This is a genomic window from Shewanella sp. ENK2 (genome assembly GCF_043568515.1).
Taxonomy (GTDB): Bacteria; Pseudomonadota; Gammaproteobacteria; order Enterobacterales; family Shewanellaceae; genus Shewanella; species Shewanella japonica.
In genome coordinates this window covers 3398514-3420325 of the sequence record NZ_CP171406.1, presented here as the reverse complement: position 1 = coordinate 3420325, position 21812 = coordinate 3398514, and the positions used below count along the sequence as shown (strand labels likewise).

At 39.7% G+C, this 21812-nt stretch carries 12 protein-coding genes, 4 tRNA genes and 4 pseudogenes; 8 read left to right on the top strand and 12 right to left on the bottom strand.

The genetic code is table 11. The features are described 5' to 3' along the window. Nucleotides 1-87 precede the first annotated feature (87 nt). The 5 genes and pseudogenes from ACGEDC_RS15020 (at nt 88) to ACGEDC_RS15000 (ending at nt 2644) form a co-directional block, all read left to right on the top strand. A tRNA-Phe gene (locus ACGEDC_RS15020) sits at nt 88-163 on the top strand. A gap of 7 nt (nt 164-170) precedes the next feature. Beyond that, nucleotides 171-246 (top strand) — tRNA-Thr (locus tag ACGEDC_RS15015). Between the two features lie 406 nt (nt 247-652). After that, nucleotides 653-728: transfer RNA gene (locus ACGEDC_RS15010), tRNA-Phe, on the top strand. A gap of 7 nt (nt 729-735) precedes the next feature. Then, nucleotides 736-811, top strand: a tRNA-Thr gene (locus ACGEDC_RS15005). Nucleotides 812-1154: 343 nt separating this feature from the next. After that, nucleotides 1155-2644: pseudogene (locus ACGEDC_RS15000) on the top strand (arylsulfatase). Between the two features lie 183 nt (nt 2645-2827). Here ACGEDC_RS15000 and nagP read toward each other — a convergent pair. From nagP to ACGEDC_RS14955, 9 genes and pseudogenes are all read right to left on the bottom strand, one after another. Further along, the gene (nagP, locus tag ACGEDC_RS14995; RefSeq protein ID WP_055025652.1) at nt 2828-4129 is read right to left on the bottom strand and encodes an N-acetylglucosamine MFS transporter NagP; all 1302 of its coding nucleotides are present in this window, start codon (nt 4127-4129) and stop codon (nt 2828-2830) included. Nucleotides 4130-4381: 252 nt separating this feature from the next. Further along, nucleotides 4382-5493, bottom strand: a pseudogene (gene nagX, locus ACGEDC_RS14990) (transmembrane glucosamine N-acetyltransferase NagX). Between the two features lie 114 nt (nt 5494-5607). Beyond that, on the bottom strand, nt 5608-6798 hold the full coding sequence (nagA, locus tag ACGEDC_RS14985; RefSeq protein ID WP_394494143.1) for an N-acetylglucosamine-6-phosphate deacetylase: 1191 nt from the start codon (nt 6796-6798) through the stop codon (nt 5608-5610). 65 nt (nt 6799-6863) lie between these two features. After that, on the bottom strand, nt 6864-7862 hold the full coding sequence (gene nagB-II / locus ACGEDC_RS14980; protein WP_065109067.1) for a glucosamine-6-phosphate deaminase NagB-II: 999 nt from the start codon (nt 7860-7862) through the stop codon (nt 6864-6866). 68 nt (nt 7863-7930) lie between these two features. Beyond that, nucleotides 7931-8832 (bottom strand): annotated as a pseudogene (nagK, locus tag ACGEDC_RS14975) (N-acetylglucosamine kinase). Between the two features lie 321 nt (nt 8833-9153). Continuing rightward, nucleotides 9154-11796 carry a family 20 glycosylhydrolase gene (locus tag ACGEDC_RS14970; protein WP_394494140.1) on the bottom strand — a complete coding sequence of 881 codons (2643 nt, stop codon included), beginning with the start codon at nt 11794-11796 and terminating at the stop codon, nt 9154-9156. Nucleotides 11797-12537: 741 nt separating this feature from the next. After that, nucleotides 12538-13242: a SapC family protein gene (locus tag ACGEDC_RS14965; protein WP_055025647.1), complete on the bottom strand. Its 705-nt coding sequence runs from the start codon at nt 13240-13242 to the stop codon at nt 12538-12540. 259 nt (nt 13243-13501) lie between these two features. After that, a pseudogene (locus ACGEDC_RS14960) lies at nt 13502-15047 on the bottom strand (tryptophan halogenase family protein). Between the two features lie 94 nt (nt 15048-15141). After that, nucleotides 15142-17739, bottom strand: coding sequence for a TonB-dependent receptor (locus ACGEDC_RS14955; protein ID WP_055025645.1), 2598 nt, complete (start codon nt 17737-17739; stop codon nt 15142-15144). Nucleotides 17740-18183: 444 nt separating this feature from the next. Here ACGEDC_RS14955 and ACGEDC_RS14950 point away from each other — a divergent pair, with 444 nt between their 5' ends. Next, a complete protein-coding gene (locus ACGEDC_RS14950; protein WP_394494137.1) occupies nt 18184-19194 on the top strand; it encodes a LacI family DNA-binding transcriptional regulator in 1011 nt (336 codons plus the stop codon). A gap of 68 nt (nt 19195-19262) precedes the next feature. On the opposite strand, the gene ACGEDC_RS14945 is transcribed toward ACGEDC_RS14950, so the two are convergent. Beyond that, nucleotides 19263-19601 carry a P-II family nitrogen regulator gene (locus tag ACGEDC_RS14945; protein WP_055025643.1) on the bottom strand — a complete coding sequence of 113 codons (339 nt, stop codon included), beginning with the start codon at nt 19599-19601 and terminating at the stop codon, nt 19263-19265. Nucleotides 19602-19824: 223 nt separating this feature from the next. Between ACGEDC_RS14945 and ACGEDC_RS14940 the strand changes: the two genes are divergently transcribed. Together ACGEDC_RS14940 and ACGEDC_RS14935 are read left to right on the top strand one after the other, a co-directional pair. Beyond that, a complete protein-coding gene (locus ACGEDC_RS14940; protein WP_192022346.1) occupies nt 19825-20346 on the top strand; it encodes a GspH/FimT family pseudopilin in 522 nt (173 codons plus the stop codon). An 88-nt stretch (nt 20347-20434) separates the two neighbouring features. Next, nucleotides 20435-20959: a GspH/FimT family pseudopilin gene (locus ACGEDC_RS14935; protein WP_394494134.1), complete on the top strand. Its 525-nt coding sequence runs from the start codon at nt 20435-20437 to the stop codon at nt 20957-20959. Nucleotides 20960-21116: 157 nt separating this feature from the next. Here ACGEDC_RS14935 and ACGEDC_RS14930 read toward each other — a convergent pair whose 3' ends face one another. Further along, on the bottom strand, nt 21117-21416 hold the full coding sequence (locus tag ACGEDC_RS14930) for a TapY2 family type IVa secretion system protein (RefSeq protein WP_372037371.1): 300 nt from the start codon (nt 21414-21416) through the stop codon (nt 21117-21119). Continuing rightward, a complete protein-coding gene (locus tag ACGEDC_RS14925) occupies nt 21413-21808 on the bottom strand; it encodes a type IV pilin protein (RefSeq protein ID WP_394494131.1) in 396 nt (131 codons plus the stop codon). The genes ACGEDC_RS14930 and ACGEDC_RS14925 overlap by 4 nt, the downstream gene beginning before the upstream one ends. Between the last annotated feature and the right edge of the window lie 4 nt (nt 21809-21812).

The window sequence follows — 21812 nt, the reverse complement described above, 5'->3', positions numbered from 1 at the left end:
ATAATATGTGCGCACTCCAAACGGCACAGACACTAATGACCAAGTTAGTTTCTTGTTTGAAGTAGTTAACTAACGCTTAGTTTAGTTGCCCGAATAGCTCAGTCGGTAGAGCAGAGGATTGAAAATCCTCGTGTCCCTGGTTCGATTCCGGGTTCGGGCACCACAATTTAGCCGGCATAGCTCAGTTGGTAGAGCAACTGACTTGTAATCAGTAGGTCCCGAGTTCGACTCTTGGTGCCGGCACCATATACAGAATAGCCACTCAAATGAGTGGCTTTTTTGTGTCTAAAATTTAAGGCTAACTTGTCCCATTTCCCATCGTAAAGGTGTATTTATTTCGCTAGCGACTAGAGGACAATAGAATTCATCAAAATTACAGCACCAGCTTCCACTAGTCTTATACTCTTACTATTACTTCTATGCCTACTCTTACTCCTACAGTACCAAACAACGATTTCGTAGTGTGTTTAGTTCAAATTTAATCCAATAAAACACAAAATTGCTGTTTTATTGATTGATCGAATATAAAAGCGTAAAAAGCACTTGCACGATAATCACCATGACTATAGTATGTGCGCACTCCAAACGGCAGAGATACTAATGACCAAGTTAGTTTCTTGTTTGAAGTAGTTAACTAACGCTTAGTTTAGTTGCCCGAATAGCTCAGTCGGTAGAGCAGAGGATTGAAAATCCTCGTGTCCCTGGTTCGATTCCGGGTTCGGGCACCACAATTTAGCCGGCATAGCTCAGTTGGTAGAGCAACTGACTTGTAATCAGTAGGTCCCGAGTTCGACTCTTGGTGCCGGCACCATATACAAAATAGCCACTCAAATGAGTGGCTTTTTTGTATCTAATTTTTACTATTTTACCCATCCCGAACTGCCCCTTTATCATTTAATAAAGTAACCATTCACCTCATCATTTATTTGCCTGACTAATTTGCCGGATTATTAAGCAAATTTTCTATCAGTGCATATACTGATATTTCCTCATCTTTATGTAAACAATCTCGTAGTTACTTGTTTAATCGCTAATTTAGCTGTTAACTTATAATTAGTGTTCAAAAAATCTACACTGTTCTTCAATCATATAGGGAAATAAAAATGGTAAGAATGAAAAAACTCCTCGGAGTCACTGCTGCGATAACATTAGGAATGCTATCAACCAGTGCTACCGCTGCTAGTAAACCTAATATTCTCGTCATATGGGGCGATGACATTGGGCAAGCAAATGTCAGTGCTTATACATTTGGTTTGATGGGTTATCAAACGCCAAATATTGATAGTATCGCCAAAGAAGGGTTAATGTTCACTGATTATTATGGCGAACAGTCTTGTACTGCGGGCCGTTCTACCTTTATTACAGGTCAAAGCGTGTTCCGTACTGGATTAAGTAAAGTTGGTTTGCCTGGCGCTGATATTGGCTTACAAGCAGAAGATGCCACGATAGCGGAAATCTTAAAGCCTATGGGTTATGCCACGGGTCAATTTGGTAAAAACCATTTAGGCGACAAAGATGAGTTCTTACCTACTGCCCATGGTTTTGATGAATTTTTAGGAAACCTTTATCACCTTAATGCAGAAGAAGAACCTGAAAACGTTGATTACCCAAAAGATCCTGAATTCTTAAAGAAATTTGGACCTCGAGGCGTTATCAAATCATCAGCTGATGGCAAGATTGAAGATACTGGTCCATTAACGAAAAAAGAATGGAAACCATTGATGATGAAACCGTTTCGGCGGCAATTGACTTCATGGAAAAAAGTGTAAAATCGAAAAAACCATTCTTTGTATGGTGGAACGGAACACGTATGCATTTCCGTACCCATATTAAGCCTGAACTTCGTGGTGCAAGCGGCGTCAGTAATTATGCTGACGGTATGATTGAGCATGATAACCATGTTGGTCAACTGCTTAAAACTGTCGATAAACTAGGTATCAAAGATAACACGATCGTATTTTACTCAACCGATAATGGCCCACACATGAACACATGGCCAGATGCGGGTTTAACTCCGTTTAGAAGTGAGAAAAATACCAGCTGGGAAGGCGCATTCCGTGTTCCTGCGATGGTGAGATGGCCAGGTAAGATTGAGGCTGGTAGCGTTTCCAATGAGATTATGCACCATATGGATTGGCTACCTACCTTCGCTGCAGCGGCAGGCGATAGCAAAGTAAAAGAGAAGCTACTTAAAGGCTATAGCGCAAATGGCAAAAAGTTTAAAAACCATCTTGATGGCTACAACTTCTTACCTTACCTAACAGGCAAGGCAGATACCGGCCCTCGTGAAGAAATCTTTTACTTCACTGATGATGGTGATTTAGCCGCTCTGCGTTATAAAAACTGGAAAGCAGTATTTTTAGAGCAGCGTGTGACAGGTACATTACAAATATGGGCAGAGCCTTTTGTTGAACTACGCTTACCTAAGATATTTAACCTACGTATGGATCCATACGAGACTGCTGACCGCACGTCTAATACCTATTATGACTGGTTAATAGACAGAGCATTTTTATTAGTGCCTGCGCAAGCTTATGTGGCTCAATTTTTAGAAACATTTAAAGAATACCCTCCAAGACAAAAAGCAGCGAGCTTTAGCTTGAAGCAAGTCATGGAGAAACTAGAAAAGCCAACTAACCATTAATCAGTTTATTGGCAAATTGTAGTAAGAGCCAAATGTAGTAAGAGCCAAAGCTTATTAGTGTAATAAAAAAGCCACTCAATAGAGTGGCTTTTTTGTGAAGGGATTACAGCTTAAAGCCGTTTCATGACAGTATTATAAGGCTGTCGGTAACGCCATACACTGCATTGAAAACGCTTATCTCAGCTATTTCCAGCTTGTCATTTTATAGCCTTTAACCGCATAAAATAAAATGAACAGATAACAAGGGATCATCACCATATAGCCGCCTTGCATACCTAAAGACGTCGCAGAGCTTGTTAGCCCCCAAAATACCGGCCCAAACGCGCCACCAGCAATCCCCATGATTAACAAAGCAGAACCAGTACTGGTTAATCGACCCATTCCTGATAATGCTAACGGCCATACTGCAGGCCACACAATCGCATTAGCTAACCCTAGAAATGCAATGAGTAATAAGGTATCTGGCAGCTCAGCTCCACCAAATGGTACCAATATCATATTAGCAATGGTGTATGACTCACTATCACCAAATACGATACCAAAAGATAATACTACGCCTAAAATAGCACTGATTAATAACGCATTAGGTTGCGAAATAAAACGAGGAATACAAATAATACCCAAGCTATAACCGATAACCATACAAACCATTGTATAGGATGTCATCACGCCATAGTTTTCGACACCCAAGGTTAATGCGTAAGTACCAATGGTATCCCCTGCTATGACTTCAACGGCCACATAAACAAATAATGCGACAACACCTAGTGCAAGGTTGGGTTTAGCCAGGGCTTCTTTAATCTGTCCTTTTTCAGAAGACTCGTCTTCTTCTTGCTCGAGTTCTGGTAAAGGAGATTTTTTAACAGCAAACGCTAAAATACCAATAAACACCGCCATACCTAAGTAAGGAAGAATTAGACTATTCGCCATTTCATCGATTTGAATTTGGGTTAATGTTGTTCCAACACGGTCTTTAAAACTATCTAAAATCAGTGCTGTAAATACCATAGGCGCAATCACACCCGCCCCTTTATTGAGAATGCCCATTACACTTACACGGGCAGCAGCTGATTCTTCAGGGCCTAAACGAACAACATAAGGATTCACAGCGGTTTGTAGTAACGTTTGGCCAGTACCCATCACTAATTGCGCTAATAAGAATAAAGGAAATATTTGGGTTTTAGCCGCAGGTATAAACAATAAACCCGCGATCATCATTATCCCCATCCCTAATGCCATACCACTTTTATAGCCGACTTTACGAATAACCCAAGCAGAAGGCAGGGCAGTAAATGTCACAGCGATATAAAAAGAGAATAAGATTAGAGATGCTTGAAATGGGCTAAGTTGAAGGATTTGCTTCAGATAAGGCATCAAAGAGCCATTTAGCCAAGTGGCAAATCCCAATACGAAAAAGAGAATTGCAACGATAGCCATCGGCAGAACACTGCTTTTTTGCTGACTGTTATTCATTGTAGTTTCCATAAACCTGCTTCTTATTGTCATTAATTTTCAGCAGCAATATCCATCACTGCCCCATATGAGTCTTATTGTTATTGAGGTTTTAGCACCACTATGATGACGAATTGTTAATTCATTTCATAGTCATTGCGCATTTCATGTTAAAACATCCACACCACAAAGACAACGCTGTCATTCCTTTAACTGGTAGAACCATAACAAGTGAAAATCAAGCTCAGGAATTTATCCTACTAGCTAAGCACTTATCTATTTAAGTTAAATTCGGATGAAAATTTTCCGTCGATATAACCATAACAATACTAACCATTGCACCAGCAACAAACTGACCACTGACATTAATTGCTGCCAGTTTTGAGGTAATGCTGTGATGACTCCACCCAATAAGCTTTGAGAAAAATACTGCCAGTTCATTAAACTTGAAGCTAAATAAATGATGATAGCGTTCGTGCCAATCACCACAAAAAATAACGACCACTTCTGCCATTTGAGCACATCAATAAGCGCATAAAAAATGGCTAAAAATACGATACTCCAACCAGACGTCACCAATACAAAACTGCTTGTCCAAAGGTCTTTATTAATCGGTATGACAAAATCAACTAACCAAGCTAGTGAAATCAGCAAGCAACCCGCAATCTTTAGTAACAACACTTTTAACCAGTCAGAAGAGAGCTTACACGCAGATATGTTGGTATTAACCAACAGCTGACCGACAAATACACCGACTAAGCCATTTACAACTGCAGGAAGCGTTGACAGCACCCCTTCAGGATCTAAAGGACGGTCTTGATAAGAAATACCTGGCAATAATAAACTGTCCACATAGGCGTTAATCGAATTATCTTGAGTGAATTGTCCTGGTAGCCCATTAGGAAACGGGACATATAATTGCAATAAGCCATAAGCCAATAAAATGATAACCGCTATCGCAGCCTGTACCCGCAGGCTTGTATGCCAAACCAGCATTGCCCCAATAAACCAAGCAAAACCGATTCGGGCCAATACACTGGCATATCTAATTTGTTCAGGATCCGCAGGGACACCAGTACCCCAACCATGGTTATAAAGCACACCTAGTAGGATGAGTAATCCAAGTCGCTTTATAGCATGACGATAAAAAGGTAGGCGTTCGCTCATTGGCAGTTTATCCAACCTTTTTGGAGACAAGCCTAGCGCTACACCGGATAAGAATATAAACAGCGGGAAAATCACATCATAAAAGGTAAAGCCATGCCATTGACTGTGATGCATTTGGCCATCAAACCATTGCCAACCTGACCAGCCAGTTAATAGCAATAATCCTGCAAATAGCCCTTCTCCCCCAAAATCCAAAACATGTCAAAACCACGCAATGCATCAAGAGACATTAAACGTGTTTTCGTTTTAGGTTTATCACTATTTATTCTAGTTTCAGAATGTTGAACATCACTTCTTGACGTGTCACTTACAGTCGAATGACTAACTGGAGCATTCATTGGCGACTACCTAGCCCGCTGTGGGCAGTCAGAAGAATACACTAACTCACCAGCTATATAAGTTGCACTGACATTATTTTGCGTATTCAATAACACTAAGTCAGCTTGCTGACCGACTGAAATTCGGCCTAGCTGAGGTTTCTGTAAATATTGAGACGGATAAAGTGATGCCATTCTTAATGCTTCTTCATGGCGTAAACCTAGCATGCGCACAGTGTTATTCACTGCACCAACCATATCTAATACACAACCTGCAAGTTCACCTGTTGTTGCATTAAGTCTGTCGCCTTGCCTTATAACTTTAGTGCCAAATAATTCAAAGCTAGCATTATCACCCATACCCACTGGCGGCATCGCATCAGTCACCAACATCACTTTACCTTGCTGTTTAGCCTTAATAGCCACTTTCGCTGTTGCACTATGCACATGGTGTCCATCAACAATTAATCCGCACCAAGCCTTTTCGCTTTCTAGCGCAGCACCTACCATGCCAGGTTCACGGGAACCAAAACCTGACATTGCATTGAATAAGTGTGTGAATCCATCTGCGCCTGCATCCAACGCAGCATTAACCGTCTCGTAATCAGCATTTGAATGCCCTAGGCAGACTTTTACATCATGTTCGACTAATGTTTTTATCACCTCAACTGAAACGTTTTCAGGTGCTAAGGTGACAAGTTTGATACCTAAATCTGGGCGAGCAAAAATAGCCATCTCAGCCGCAGAAATTTCACGAATAAAGGATTGAGGATGTACCCCTTTTTTAGGGACACTCAAATGCGGCCCTTCAAAATGAATACCCAATACCCCTGGTGTTTTAAGCTTAATGGCTTCTGCAACGGCATCGGCCGCTTTTTCCATTACCTCAACTTGATCAGTTATTAAGGTTGGTAAAAAGCCAGTGGTTCCAAACTTCGCATGAGCATTGCCTATGATGCTGATACACTCAGGTGTAGGTTCAGCATTAAATAACGCCCCACCTCCACCATTAACCTGAACATCAACAAACCCAGGAACTAGCGTTCCTTGTAAATGAGTCACATTTTCTAATGCATCTTCATTCACCAATTGCAGATCCAGTCCCTTTTCAGCTATAGCGTTGATAGCAGTGATCATCCCATTATCTATGGTAATCGCAGCTCGCGGCTGAAATTGCTCGCCATCAAAATACTTATCTACAATTAGGGTTTGTTTCATCTTGAGTCTCTTTACATCTAGGCTTAATTAACACCAATAAGGTGAGTAAATATCATCAACTTACATTACAAGGTTTGTGTTACTTTCTTGAGGCCTTCAGGCTGATCTGGATCAATGCCACGCGCAACCGCTACGGCGGCGACATCAATATAAAAACGCTGCAACAGCGCCAGTGGCGCAATACGCGGGTGAATATCATTTGAGGTTTGATTCAAATGAACCACATCAGCACCACGCTCAGTGACGTTATTTACTTGCTCAACATGGCTTTCTAAAGACTCATCATTGATACAAGCGTCAACAATGGTCAGCTTTTTCTCAACTAATGTCACCGGACCATGTAAAAACTCTGCACTACTAAAGGATTCGGCATGAATAGAACACACTTCTTTCATTTTAAGCGCTAGCTCTTTCGTAACGGCATATCCAAGACCGCGGCCTAAAACAACAAGATTCTTAACTCCCTCTAAAGACTCTGCAGTCAATTGAGGTTCTGCATCTACTGCTGTTTGAAGTGCTTTAGGCATTGAATCTACAGCCGCTGCCAATGATTCACTTTGAGTCCACTCTGCAGTTAATTGAACAATCGCTGAAAGTGTCGCTAAATAGCTTTTAGTGGCTGCTACTGCTTTTTCTTCACCCGCTCTTAGAGGTAAAACAACATCAACGATATCTTTTATCGGCGCGGTTTCATCATTTACTAATGCCACACAAAAAGCACCGGCGTTTTTTGCCATTCTTGCTTGCGCTAAAATATCAGGGCTTCGACCTGATTGTGAAATAACGATGACTAACCCGCCTTCAAGTTGCAAGCTTTTACCGTATACGCTGGCTACCGATGGTGCAGCAGCAAATGTTGGAATACCTACTTCAATTTCAAATAAATATTTTGCAAACACACCCGCATGATCTGAAGAGCCTCGGCCAACAATCATTACAAACTTAGGTTTAAAATTACGCAGCTTCTCACCAAGTTCCTTAGTTAGCCCCGCATTAGCAGCTAATTGTTCAGCAATTTTTTGCGGTGCAGAGCGAGCTTCTAGCTCCATAATGGTATTTGTCATCGGTATAACCTTTTTCAATATTGTCGAATAAATTGGAAAAATGACTAGCTGGTTGAATTGTTAACCTATTAGCCTTGATGTTTGCTGTATTGCTGTTGTGCGAATAAGATGGCGCCGATTTCAGGTTGAGCGAGCGCTGGCTGAACCTGCTGCCCGACATCACTATCAAGCCATTTTTGTAAGGGCTCAGCTAAACCGCCGATCATTGAAAAACGACGCGGTTCGAGTGTAAAAAGCTTACGTGCCATATCACTGATATATTTTGCACCTTGTTTAACAATCTCTATCGCAACAACATCACCTTGTTCGGCACTTTGAATTACCAGCCGAGCTAATTTGGCATACGTACTCGATGATTGACCTGCTAGGTTTTCAACAATTCCGATAGCGTCTGAGACGTTAAAATGCGCTAAGATTAATTGCGTTAACTGACTGTCTTGCGCAAACCCATCAAGGTTTAATAAAGCATGTTCTGCGGCTTGTTGACCTAGCCATGCACCGCTACCTTTATCGCCTAAAGCAAACCCATGCCCACCAACCAGTAAGCTTTGCTCTCCAACATGTGCGTAACCGCAAGACCCTGTGCCAGTAATAATGACCGCGCCATCCTCACCGTTGTGCGCACCAATACAGGCAGTATGTAAATCGGTAGTGAGATACATATGAGCAAATGGATGCTGCCATTCATTTATCAATTGATATAGGCGAGGCACATTGACCCCTGCAAGGCCAAGGCCTGCGACTAACGTCTTGATATCAGCTTGAGTTAGGTTTGCGTCTGCTATCGCTAAGTCGGTTGATTGGCGGATTGATTCGAAAGTTTGTTCTAAGCCGTGAAGGGGTTAGCACGCCCAGCAACACCAGTTCCAATCACACCCATCTTAGGAGAATAAATCGTGGCGCGACATTTACTGCCTCCGCCATCAATACCAATAAAAAGCTGTGATTCATTTTGCAGGTTAACGCCCATGATATCCCTCTTATCTCTTCTATTTGAGCCCAAGATGATGACTAAAAAACAACGTTATAAAGATGCACAAACTAACGTTATAGGTGGCCCTTTGAATAAGTTAACTTTATGTTACACCACAAATGACAGCGTTGTCATTTATTTTTTAGAACTAAGATAAATAAGCATCAAGCAATAAGCCTAACACTCTGTTTACAAAGAAAATAAAATAGTAATCGTTTAGTGATTAATTAAAGAGAATCAGACTTAATGGTATAAAACAAAGCAAAAAGGCGTTAACAAAGTGTTTAACGCCTTTTAGTGAAGTGCAATATTAACTATCTACAGCAATAAACTTCTGCCTTTTCGTTTACCATCAGGAGAGATACTTCTCACTTCCACTTTGCCATTCACAGCAACGGGCTCGGTATAAGGAAGCCACTGTTTATTATTGACACGATACTCAATTCTCAGTCCTGGAAAAGCGATATTGGCATGTAATTTACCATTAATAACTTTAGCCCCCACCGTTGGTAATCGATAAGCAATGTTTGCTAAATCAAGCTTGTGAAGCTCTTTTTGTCCAAGTGCATTTGCAAGTTCATTCCATTGCTGCTGTTGTTTGAGTCGCATTTCCGCAGTGAAGTAACCAGAATCTTGACTATAAATAGCGCCTTCATATCGATATGGCACTTCCCAGCTTCCTTTATGCCATGCTTTTTCTGCCAACATTAATAATCGTGGATAAATCATGTATTCAGCGACATCATCACTGCGCACTGTTTCGCTCCACAGTTGACCTTGAATACCAGTAAAGCCTTTTCCTTGTTGTAACGGGCCTGATATGTCATTCCCCTGCTCATCTTGTTGAACGGTATCATCAGCGGTAAAGGCTTGGCCTTCGATGTCAGTCCATTGTTCAGCATTGGCAGGAAGGTTATCTGGCATAAATGAAAATATTTTTTGACTATTTTGCGCACGTCCAGCCCAGTAATAGCCGTGCTCCTTAGGATCTGCTTCATATGGGAAGTCGAAATATAACACCTCAGGATTTGACAATACGGTATCCCAACCTAGATTTGCTTGTTTATGAGCTCGCTTATAACCTTGATGTGATATGACATCCCAAATATTAGACTGTGCATTTTGAGGCATATTTGCGGGGTTAGTGTGGCTCATACCATCACTCCAACCTGCAGGTTGAATACCTTTGTCAGCTAACGAATTTGATAAGCGTTCAATAAAGTAGGCACCTAAATCATCAACTGATGTCACGCCTTTATCGTTATTAGCAACAAAATCAAGACACTGAGGAGATTGCTTCCACGCACCAGCAGTTTCATCAGCGCCAATATGGTATCGATTTAACGGGTGATCCGCAGCTTGGTGAAGCTTGGCTATTTCGCTGATGACTTTATCAACAAAGTGAAACGTCGATTCCATACAAACATTTAAGGTATTGTCATTATAATATTGCACTGACGAGTACACTGTCTTATCTGCAGCATCTGACAGTAAATACTCTTTAGCGGCTTCACTATCCCCTGCTTCCATATAATGACGATAGCGTGCATCCATTGATTTAATTGCAGCCCTTGAGTGACCAGGCATATCCATTGATGGAATAACTTCCACTTGACGAGCGGTGGCATAATTCAATATCTCGATATAATCGGCTTTACTGTAGTAACCATTTACATCGCTATCCGCAAATGGGCCACTGCCTAATTGAGGTATAAGACATTGTGTTTCCGTTAAATCATGGCAACGCTTGCTACCCACATTGGTTAACTCAGGTAAACCATCGATTTCTAAACGCCAACCTTCATCGTCAGCCATATGCAAATGAAGCTTATTTAACTTATAAGCCGCCATTTGATCAATCAGGTCTAAAATCATTTGCTTACTATGAAAGTTTCTTGCGACATCAACATGCATACCTCGAAATTGATAACGTGGCGCATCAATTACCGTTAAGGTATTTATAGATAAGTCATCTGCAGATAATAATCCGGTAATTGATGCAATACCATATGAAAAACCAGCTTCATCAGCCGCTTGAATCGTTAATTCAGATTCTGTAATTTCAAGCTTGTAGCCTTCTTGCCCAATTGTTGAAGATGTCTCCAATTTAAGCGGGATGCCACCAGCAAGCTCATTCACACCAAGCCTTGATAGGCGCGCAAGTGATGCTTTTACAGCCTTTGGGTTTACTTCATTGTAAATAACATTAATCCCCAAAGATAAATCCACAGGCTTATTGGTGGAGGTAACAACAATGTCAGCTGGGGTCGGAATGATACGGTCAGTGACATAACTGCTATCAAGGGTTACATTTTCATTGGTTTGATAAAGTACATCTGCTTTCGCCCAAACGAGTGCATCTTTTTCTGTACGGCGGTATTGCTTATCAGCATCGGTAAACGATTCCACATAAGGACGTTGCTCCATGCCTGTTTCAGGGTCAATTATGAGCTTTGTACTGCTGATCACAACAGGCGTTAACCCGTCGACGGTAATATAGTAGTTTGGCATTGGATCAGTTTCAGACAACTGCCATAACTCGCCACGAAACCCTAGAGTCTTTATTTCGCCAGCTTTAAATCCAGTAAACGCTTTTGTGGGTGTAATTTGATGTAAATCGCCTTGAACACGACTAATGTCAAATTCAGGATTTAACACAGCTTGAACGGGTCTCATTTGGCTATAAAAAATGGACCAGTTACCATTAGGGTAATTAGCAGGAGTTGAAAAATCGATTTCTGCGATAAAGCAACGTTGGTCTTTTTGATCCGCTGAACATGCTTGCTCAGGGATATTGGTGACCACTCGATAAGTGACTTTTAGTTCATTAGCGAATTGATTGAGTGAGGCTTGTGTCCAAGAGGATTGTTCAATGTTGGTTTGACGCTCAGATGACCCGCCCTGACAACCTACTACCCCAAGTGACAATAATAAAGCCGTTGCGATGATGGTCTTTTTCATAGTTTCCTCAGTTTATCCCTAAGCTAATGATGTAACGCAATATGGTTTACGCTATTTCTTAATCTTTAACAGCCTTTATTTGTCATAAACTTGCCAAACAGGAACAAGAAAGTTTTATGTTGTTTAGTCAATGTCTTATAGGTCAACTTATCTTATTCCTTCCCAGATTTGTATAGTGTGTCTCAGTGACTGAAACCGAACGAACTAATGACTATGTATCATAAAAAAGGCAAAAAAATAGCTGGGAACAAAATATGTTACCCAGCTTATACTCGTTTCTGGGGAGAGACTAAAAGTATAAAAATTAATTGTATTCCGCCCGACCGGAATACAATCAAAACATGAGTAGAAGACCTCTACCTTACTCATGTGGACCTTAAAACAACGAATCAAACAAGTAATGACAACGCTGTCATTAGTAATCTACAGAATTAGCCATCAAATTTCTACATTTATTTGACCAAATCACACAGTTAATTAACATTCTTTAATTTTAGTATTTTAAAACAGTTACTTATTTAAAACCTCTACCTTAAAAAAGCTTAATTGGAATTAAACAGTAAACTCATGAGTCAACTTAGTGTTTTCATTGATATACCAAACATAAAAAAGGCACTGTGAATCGTAATTGACTCACAATGCCTAGATGTTTGCCCTGTATGAGGTCTGTTGCCGCAAGGTAAGCCGTACTTACTTTACAAAACTCACTAGAGTAAATGACAACAATTACGTCATTATAAATTATGCTTTAGACATAATCTCAGTGCGTGCTAAACGGTTCACTTGATTTAGTGATGCAAGATGACCGTAGATAGGACCTAGAAGACCACGTTTTCTAAGTTCTAAATAATCTTCGTCTGAAAGCTCATTAAGTTTTGCTTCATCAATTAAGTATAGACCATTGATATTGCGTTTTTCACCAGCAACATCTACCGTTAGCGTTTGCGTAGTGAGTAACTCTTTTTCTGCAAGGAAACCTAGAATGTTACGGCTTGCTTGATCTTGTTCAAAGTGAGCAATAAGCGCTTTTTTACGGTTTTCTAGGTATTCAGTTTCTTTTTCGCCTTCGAATAATGCTTGGCCTTCTGTTTTACTAACTTCAGCAGCACCTTCACGAATACCAATCCAAACTTTATCTTTAACGTCTGGGTTTAATACTAGTCCGAGTGGGTAATCACGTACAACAGCAGGGATATACAAACCTTGCCATTTGCCATCTTTAATACTTAAATTTTGGCCTGGCTTTAAGCCCAGCATCGCAACGGCTTGGAACTCACCACTATCACTGTTTTTAACAAATACAATTGGGTATTCAGTTGCTGCACGACCAATTTCGTGCAAAGTTACTGGAACAATGTGCTGATCAGCTACATGGTTAAAGCTCGATGGAGTGATTTTTAAATCACCGTGTTTTGCATGTTCAAGTAACGTAATTTGGTTAGACATCTTGGCTCCTTCAGGCGCTTCTAATCAATAATGATTTACATAAAAATTCGGGATTCAAGTCCCTTTTAATAAAAATTTCTTTTGAAGATTAAATTCAAATCCCAAAATTTTTAAATGATGCTTTGTTTAAATGACTCACTATCTAGCTTGATATTACAACTTAGAGTGACTCAAAAAGCCCATTATCATTTAATCTGCAGCTAACGTTACCGTATCAAGAAATAAAGTACCACTGGCTATGTTATTTATTTGGGGGCTTTTAGATGGTTTTCAAGCCATATTGCTTTATTTTATCTAATAAAACACGATGCTCAGGTAATTCTGCGGCTAACCCTTGACCAATCCGTCGGATCTGTTCTGTTTGTCTGCTGCGCTGCTAACAAATACTGTTTATCACATTGATTTACTTGTGTAGCGTATTTCATTCCGTATAACACATATAAATAATTATCCACGTTGAACACTTCATAACGAGAAAACAAGTCGTCAGTCAGAGGACTAAAGTTTTGCCATAACGCCATCTTTTGCTTTAAAGGATTAGGGATTGAATCAGGACAGCGGTTATCTCGCCAGAAGTCACTGTCTTGTCTGTCTGAAATACAGTAATGCAATTTAGCAAACTCAACCACTCGCTCCCAAGCGTAGCCCATTGTGTGATTAAATCGCTCGGCAAGTGCAGGCATTTGCGATAATGCTTGTGGTAATCGTTTCGAGAGATAGGCAGCGGCAAAGTCGGTTAACAATATAGAGGTAGCCTCAATAGGCTCTAAAAAACCTTGTGCAAGCCCCAATGAGACACAGTTTTTAGCCCAGAACTTTTCTCTATAGCCAACTTTCATCGGAATTTCTCTTGAAGAAAGTGAAGCTAACTTACCCCCTAAATATCGATCAAACGTTTCTTCAGCTTGTGCTGATGTCATATGATTATCTGAGTAAACAAAACCTGTTCCTCGCCTTTGCGGCAGGGCGATATCCCAAACCCAACCAGCTTGGTGGGCAGTAGCAATCGTATAGGGCGGGATAACTTGTTCTTCAGTGGTAGGGACTTGCGCAACGATTGCTTTATTCACAAACAATTGCTTAGATTTATCAATAAAGCCAACCTTTAGCTTTTTAGCAAGCAATATCGACTCAAAGCCACTTGCATCAACATAAAAATCAAAAGCTAACTCGCCTAACGAATCCGTTTTCAAGCAAGTTAAATTGCCCTTCTCATCGATATTGGCATCAAGCACATTGGCTTTTAGGTGAGTGACATTAAATTTTGTTGTCGCATTTTTAGCTAACAATTGTGCAAATCTTGCTGCATTTAAGTGGTAAGCATAACTAACCTTGCCGCCATATTCTGGCGTGGTAATCAGTTTGGGGGCTTTGAAGGCATCACAAATAAAATGCTGAGGAGAAACGGTAGCAGAGAAACTCTGCTGATTAGTTGCCTGTTGCTTGGTTTGTTGTAACCAATAATCGGTAAGGTTCTCCCCTAGCGGGCTTGGTACGTCAAACAAGTGATGGTAACTGTTATTGGCACCATGAATATCTTTATCAAGCCAATTGCAAAACTTAATTGATTGCTTAAAGCTTACATCACATTCACGAATAAACTCAGTTTCACTGATACCGAAGCTTTGTAACGATTGTTTAATCGCTGGTACCGTTCCTTCACCAACACCAATTGTCGGGATATCTGGTGATTCAATCAGCGTGACAGAAACATCAGCTAAATGCTGCGCAGCTTTTCCAATATGGTTTGCTGCTAACCATCCTGCAGTTCCACCACCTACAATCACTATTTTTTGTACTTTCATTCAAACCACCAGCTTTGCAGTTAATGACTTAATTTAATAAAAAGCCTAGCAATTTGCTAGGCTTTTTTGACTCGGCTATGAATTAATTAACCGATTAGAAGCGTAGGTTTAAGCCCACTTTATAACGAGCTTCACCTTCAAAGCTCCAAGCTGGGTAACCACCTTTTAGCTCTGGTTTCACATCCGCACCATCTGGTGCAACACCTAACTGAACACTGTCCTCTTCAAGTAAGTTAACTACTTCAAATGAAACACCTAAATATTCAGTAATGTTATAGTTAGCACTTAAATCCAATGTGCCATAATCTTGGTGCTCACGGTTACCATAGAAACCAGGTAATTCGCGGATCATGTATTCACTACGCCAGTTATAAGCAACACGAGCCGAGAAGTCTTCCATCTCGTAATAACCCACTAAGTTAACTGTGTGCTTAGAAGAATCAGAGAACACGCTAACTTCGTCTGGGTAATTTTCAGGTGATGCGTCTGAGTCAGCAAAAGTATAGTTTGCAGAGTAACCAAATCCGTTATCGAAACCATCTTGGATTTGTAGTTCGACACCTTGAATTTGACCGCCAGTACCGTTTTTCTTGGTTGACTTAGTCCAATTATCTTCACCTGAATCAGGGTCAATAATACCGATACTTTGGTCAAGAATTTGATCAGAAGTAACAAACGAACTGATATCCTTAATAAAGTATGCCGCACTCATTAATCCATCAGGGCTGAAGTACCATTCAACGCCTAAGTCAGCTTGAGTCGCTTTAAATGGCTCAAGGGCAATATTACCTGTGTTGACGACTTCGTTACCCGCTGTTCCGTCTGCATAACCCGCTAACGCAGAAGATGCAAACATGTCACCGTAATTAGGACGTGAGATAACTTGTCCTGCAGAGGCACGAATTATCACATCACTAGCAACATCAAAAGCAATGTTCATGCTAGGTAAAACATCACTGTAACTTGCATCAAGTGTGCTTAAGTTATCTGCATAAGAACCGTCAGCTTGAAGTGCATAATAATCTGATGACGCATCGGTAGAAATATAACGTAGGCCAAAGTTACCGCGGATACCGTCGGCTTCAAAATCAGCCATTAAGTATAATGCTAAGTTTTCTTCGTTAATTGTACCGTAACCTGACTTATAAACGGTTCCGTCTTTACTGAAACCACTGATTGCCGCTTTTGCATCTTTTAGCATTGCGTCAAGGTTCGGCTCAGGTAACGTGTAACCTGCACCTGAAGACATTGAACCGCCATAGTAAGCTGTTGCATCTTTTGAAGTGACATCAGCATTGACTATTGCAGGATAAGTCTCTTGCTTAACATCATGATCAGCCCAGCGCACACCTGTTTTAAATGAGGTAATTGCACCTAAATCAACAGGAATCGTAAAGTCAAATTGTGCATAAGTTTCTTCATCTGAGTTAGGTTGTTTCTTTAAAGACCAACCTGCTGGCGCTAACTGACCACCAAAATCTTCTGCACCAAATGATTTATTTGCTACATCAATTTTAATGACTTCACCAGTCGCATCATAAGTACCAGCATAATCAGCTGGTGTACCTAACCAAAAACCATAGTTAGCAGTTAAATCGGTACCACCTTCAGATTTAGTATTACCAACACGGCCTTCCATAGTGAAACTATCGGCTTCATATTTGAAATCGAAATCTACGGTATTTGAATCCATGCTTGCTTGGCGAGCCCAAGTTTGTGCCCAACCTGGGTTTGCATCATCTGCACCACGGCGATAGAAGGTACATGTACCATTGCTATTTTTTTGCTCACAAGCAGCATCTTTATCATCTGGGAACATTACGAATAAAGACGTGTTAGCATTGTTTGCTTTCATGTCTAAGCTCATTAAGTTCAAACCAAACTCTAAATTATCAGTTGGGTTATATTGGAATACACCATTAATCGCTGTACGTTCACGATCTTGTTGGAATGTCGTAGGGACGATATCACCCCAACCTAGCAATGATTCAATACCATTACGTTGGTAAGTTGTTTCAGAACCCGCTGCAGAAATTAAGAAACCAAAGTTTTCGTTTTCATTTTTCCAGCTGTATAAGCCAGATAATTCAGGATCAGTTTCTTCAGAGATTGTGCCGTAATCACCTTTAGCACTTAGGAATACAGTGTTGGCATCTAGATCTAATGGTTTACGTGTTTTAACAATTACCGTACCGCCCACGCCACCTTCAGGTAAATCAGCCTGAGATGACTTATATACTTCAATCCCACCGACCATTTCAGGCGGTAGTAAGCTGTAGTTAAAGCTACGGTCAATAGACTGTTGATCATACCAACCAGTAGAAGCTACTGAATGTCCGTTAAGTAGTGTACGTGTTAAGCTGCTTGAAGCACCACGAATTGACACTTGCTGGCCTTGGCCAAACTGACGGTTTACAGCTACACCTGGTATACGGCCTAATGACTCACCCACGTCACCATCAGGAAATTTACCAATATCTTCTGCAGTTACCGCATCAACAACTGAGTTTGAAAAACGTTTTTCATTAACCGAAGCCTTCATCGAGGCACGCATGCCTTTTACTTCGATTTTTTCAATGTTTTCTTCAGCAGTCTCAGCATCAGCAGCCACTGCTCCTACTGAAACCATACTGCCAAGCAAAATAGCAATGTTAGTTGCTAAAACATTTTTCTTAAAATTAATAGGTCGCATCTTCATTTCCCTTCCATAACTTTATTATCGTTTTTGGATACATAACCATTCCAACCGGAATGACAACGCTGTCATGTCTAGAGCAAACATTACACAATTATTAACAGTCTTGCCACAACAAAATAACTTTACTGAGCATTTTTTGTTATAAAAACAATTAAAGAAAGATAGAAATGCCCACTTAAACTATTAAAAAACAAAGCCTTGAGAAAAATAATAATTTGTAGCATTTTTGATACAAGCTCTTTATAAAAGCCACTGTTCAAACCAGATAGATAATTGGAGATTGCCTAATTAAGTAAAAATAAGCACTATTAGAGTTATATGAGCTACCGTTATTTCGTCAAGTACACGGTTTGAAGACACGTTATTAGGGGATAAATGTCATCAAATTGAGATAAATAACTGTTAAGCTACTCGCCTGAATAAAAGAGCTATAAACAAATGAAAGTAACCATCAATGATGTTGCCAAACATGCTGGCGTATCAATCAAAACAGTATCAAGAGTCACGAACAAAGAAAGCTCTGTAAGACAAGCCACCATTGATAAAGTCAATGCCGCGATCAATGAGTTAAATTACCAACCCAATTTAGCTGCCCGTAATCTTGCCAGTACTAAATCTTACGTCATCGGCTTTATCTACGATAATCCCAACGCTTATTACATTATTGATATGCAAAATGGTATTTTGTCTGCTTGCCAAGACAAAGGTTACGAATTACTTATTCACCCGTGTGATGCAAAATCAGCGGATATTTGTGATGAATTAACTAAGATGGTTAAGCATTCACGTTTGTCTGGTCTAGTATTAACGCCTCCGATGTCTGAGGACCCTACTATTTTAGCTGCACTTGATGAAATAGATGCCAACTACGTCCGCATTATTGCAGGAGAAAAAGCCTGTGAAGACAATGGATTAGCTGTTCTAGTAAACGATAAGCACGGCGCTTTAGAAATAACACAGCACCTTATTGATATCGGTCATACAGAGATTGGATTTTTAAGTGGTGATCAGCACCATGAATCAACCAAAGAACGATTAAGTGGTTTTAAAAGCGCATTAAAACAAAACCAACTGAGCGTAAACACTGACTGGGTACTAGATGGTCAGTACTCTTTTGAATCTGGTGTTGAAAATGCCAATAAGTTAATAAATTTATCTCAGCGTCCTACTGCAATTGTCGCATGTAACGATGAAATAGCCGCAGGTGCTTTATTTGCCGCAAGATTAGCTGGATTAGATATCCCAAAAGATCTTTCCATCGTAGGCTTTGAGGATAGTCCATTCTCACGCCAAACTTGGCCTAAACTGACGACGGTGCATCAACCTAACGTCAAAATTGCAAAAGTCGCAACTGAATTACTAATTGCTAACAGTAAAGAGACCGTAGAAAAACGCTCAATGGTATTTACTCCAGAGCCCGTCATTAGAGACTCTTCATCGACTCGCTAATCATAGTTGTTAGTGACAAAAAAGCCTCTAAAATTTAGAGGCTTTTTTGTTGTTCAAAATGTCAAAGATTAAACAGCTTCTTCGTTTTCTTCGCCCGTTCTTATACGAATAACACGTTCAATATCAGTAACAAAAATCTTACCGTCACCAATTTTACCAGTTCTTGCCGTATCAACAATCACTTCAATTGCTTGATCTAACTGTTCATCTTGGATGACCAATTCGATTTTAACTTTAGGTAAAAAGTCCACCATGTATTCAGCACCACGATAAAGCTCTGTGTGGCCTTTTTGACGACCAAAGCCCTTAACCTCTAGAACTGTCATCCCAGTAATACCTATTTCCGCAAGTGACTCTCGCACATCATCAAGTTTAAACGGTTTAATAATGGCTTCTACTTTTTTCATCAATCACTCCTGTTTATAAGAGATGCGAACTCTTTAGGTAATTATGCATTTGAACTTAATAATGATTTTTCGTTGTTTATGTTACTTGAAACAATTTGGAGATTCATCTGAATTACATATTTATTTTTTACTTTGAAGCGGCAAACTTCAAAAATCACACTATAGTTAAAACAATTATTGAAAGGACTCAGTAATTATAATTGACAACCAAGGACGGAAATCAATGAAATTCTCTCGCTATAGTAATGGCTTTAATCTAATCGAATTAATAACAACCATGAGTATTTTTAGTTTACTCTCTATGATTGCTCTTCCTTCATTCAAAAATTTACAGCAACAACTCAGAGTTGATAGTAATTTAAGAACCATACAACAGTCTATGCAATTTGCGCGCAACATGGCCATTAACTACGGGACAAGAGTCACTGTATGCCCTTTATCTGAAGGTAAGTGTTCCAGAGATTGGCAAAGTGGTTACGTTATTTTTACTGATTCAGGAAAAACTAATGAATTTAATAGTAGTGATGTCATCCTATTAGAGGTAAATCAGTTTAATCAGGAAGATATAGTCCAATATAATAGACTAGCAGTTCGCTATCAGCCTGACGGCCTTGCATCAGGTACCAATGGGACTCTCACTTATTGTCCAGAGTCTCATAATAGCCCTAACTCCAAAGCTCTCGTTATAAACCAAGCGGGTAAAGTCCGGTTCTCAACAAAGAAAACAATCATTTGTAAGAATTAATGGTCTTGTAATTTTAACCTAAACAAATCAATGAATTTATTTATCCTGTTGGTTATACTTACAATTATATAACAAAGGATATTACCAAATGATACATAAAACGAAAGGATTTACGTTAGTTGAGCTTATGGTTACTGTCGTAGTTTCCGCTATTTTAATCACTATTGCGATTCCATCTTTTTCTTCGTTATACGAAGGTCAGCGGGCAAGTAGTAATATGAGCACGATTAAATCAAGCCTGCAGTTTGCTAGGAGTCAAGCGGTAAGCTACGGGAGCAGAGTATCGATATGCCCTTTTAATGGCACAAGTTGTGGCTCAGATTGGACTCAAGGGTTTAGCATATTTATTGATAATGGAACTTTAGGTTCTTTAGATAGTACGAACGGTATTCAAGATACAATTTTAAGAACCGTTGATAGTTTTAACAGTGACGACTTTATTAAATCCTCTGCCTCTCGATATACATTTAATACCGATGGACTAATGAATTTAGGACTATCTGGTAGTATTGTTTATTGTCCTGGTTCTACCACAAATCCAGACTCTAAAGGCATATCCATTGGTATATCTGGACGAATATCTGATATAGAATCATCTGTTGATTGCCAATAAAGTACATTGGCAATCACCAAAACTATTAATTTTTCTCACAATCAATATTAAATGTGACTTTTAAAAGTTCAATTAAGCTGCAGACAGACTCTTTTAATGTCCAAACCTAAAATGAACTTGTCAAACAAGTTCATAAAACAATCAAACCACAGCTTAATTAATATGTACTTATTTCCTCATCCATTTTTTGTGCATTTTTTGATTTAAATGGCTCCTCAGTTAGAACACATTGCTCTATCCCTCTAACGACAGCTCTCTTTCCTGAAATTGTACTCACTTCTTGAGCCAAAATAGCAGCCTGTTCTTGCACTGCTTGACTCGGTAACCAGAAGAAAGTCGCAATATCGTTGCCATAATTTGTCTCAATAAAACATTTATATGTATTATTTTTTTCGTCTTCTTCAGCGAAAGTCGAAAAACTAGTGATCATTAAAAATAAAGCCATTGCTTTAATCATTTCCAACACTCCTTTGGCAACCGAATTCCTGTATCTGTCAACGTAATAGAAACACAATTTGGGTCTCGTGTAATTTGACTTCCTTTAGCAGATGCAGTCAAAGTAAAGCTTGTATTATTAACAACTACCGAGTCTATTTGATAATAATTATTATCAACTACCCAAGGGTCGGCATTTAAACCCAATTTAGTCATATCTGCAGTATATTTGCGATTATCTAAATAAAACTGCTCTTGTCTATTTGCTACATCCATCAAGCCTGCTAGGCCATCAGCTCTGGCTCCTTTAGCCACAAACTGAGTATAAGAAGGGTAAGCAATTGAAGATAAAATACCAATTATCACAACAGCAATCATTACCTCGATTAATGTAAAACCATTTCTAATCTTCATCTAA